The 1,462-nt window shown below is 64.0% G+C and carries 1 protein-coding gene; it reads right to left on the reverse strand.

All coding sequences use genetic code 11. The annotated features are described in order from the left end of the window. A partial coding sequence (locus tag AvAM_RS25760) for a hypothetical protein (RefSeq protein ID WP_212742290.1) occupies positions 1–1,462 on the reverse strand: 1,462 nt, incomplete at both ends.

Here is a 1,462-nt window from a genome sequence, read left to right on the forward strand (position 1 = left end):
CGTCCGCAGCAACCAGGTTGTAGGTGCTGCCGCCTGTGGACGTGGTGCCGTTCTTGTTGAGCAGGGCTTCTACGGCTGCGATGTCTGCACCCGAGAGGGTGACGCTGAAGCTGGTGGCCGAGGTGACTTCCACATTGCCTGTGGTGCTCAGGGTGCGGGTGGCTGCGCCTTCGCCAACGATGGTGAGTTTGCTGACGGTGATGTCGTTGGTGGCGCCCACGGTCTTGACCAGGCCGGTGCCGGTCACGGTCAGCACGTGGGTGCTGGCATCGTAGGTGGCGCTGGTGATGGTGGGGGCCGCAACGTTCGATACCGTCACGCCGTTGCCGGTGAGGTCTGCACTCGATGTGGTGCTGGCATCCCAGCTGGCGGCTGCCACTAGGTTGAAGGTGGTGGTGTCCACCGCGCTGGTGCCGTTCTTGTTCAGCAGCCCGTTGATGTTGAGCTGGTCTGCAGCGTTGAGCGTGACCGTGAACGACGTGGCGCTGGCTGCTGTCACGTTGGCGCTGGTGAGGGTGTAGCTGCCGCCTTGCCCCGTCAGGCTCAGCTTGCTCACGTCGATGGTGTCGCCACCAACGATATTCAGTGCCGACACGGTGAGGATGCCGGTGCTGGCGTCATAGCTGGCCGACTGAATGCCAGGTGCAGCGTTGCTGACGGTGATGCCGTTGCCGGTGAGGTCGGCGATGTTGCCGCCGGTGACGACGCTGTTCCAGTCATCTGCCGCAGCGATGTTGTAGGTGGTGGCGCTGGCTGAGGATGTGCCGTTCTTGTTGAGCAGGTTGCTCACGCCAGCGATGTCTGCCCCCGTCAGGGTGATGGAGAAGCTGGTGGCCGAGGTGACCTCTACGTTGCCTGTGGTGGACAGGGTGTAGGTGGCGCCGCCCTCGCCGGTGATGGTGAGCTTGCTGACGGTGATGTCGTTGGTGGCGCCGATGGTCTTGACCAGGCCCGTGCCGGTGACCACCAGCACGTTGGTCGATCCGTCGAAGGTGGCGCTGGTGATGGTGGGGGCCGCAACGTTGGATACCGTCACGCCGTTGCCGGTGAGGTCTGCACTGGTGGTGCGGCTGGCATCCCAGTTGGCGGCGGCGGCCAGGTTGAAGGTGGTGGTGTCCACCGCCGTGGTGCCGTTCTGGTTCAGCAGGCCGTTGATGTTGAGCCGGTCTACAGCGTTCAGCGTGACCGTGAAGCTGGTCGCACTGGCGGCAGTGACATTGGGGCTGGTGAGGGTGTAGCTGCCGCCTTGGCCTGCAAGACTCAGCTTGCTCACGTCGATGGTGTCTCCGGTGACCATGTTGGCACCGGTGACCACCAAGGAGCCTGTAGAGGCGTCGTAGGTGGCGCTGGTGACGAGGGGAGCGGCGTTGGAGACGGTGATGCCGTTGCCCGTAAGGTCGGCGATGTTGCCGCCGGTGATGACGCTGTTCCAGTCATCTGCCGCCGCGATGTTGTAGGTGGT

It is taken from the genome of Acidovorax sp. NB1 (assembly GCF_005405905.1).
In the GTDB taxonomy this organism is placed as follows: domain Bacteria; phylum Pseudomonadota; class Gammaproteobacteria; order Burkholderiales; family Burkholderiaceae_C; genus Acidovorax.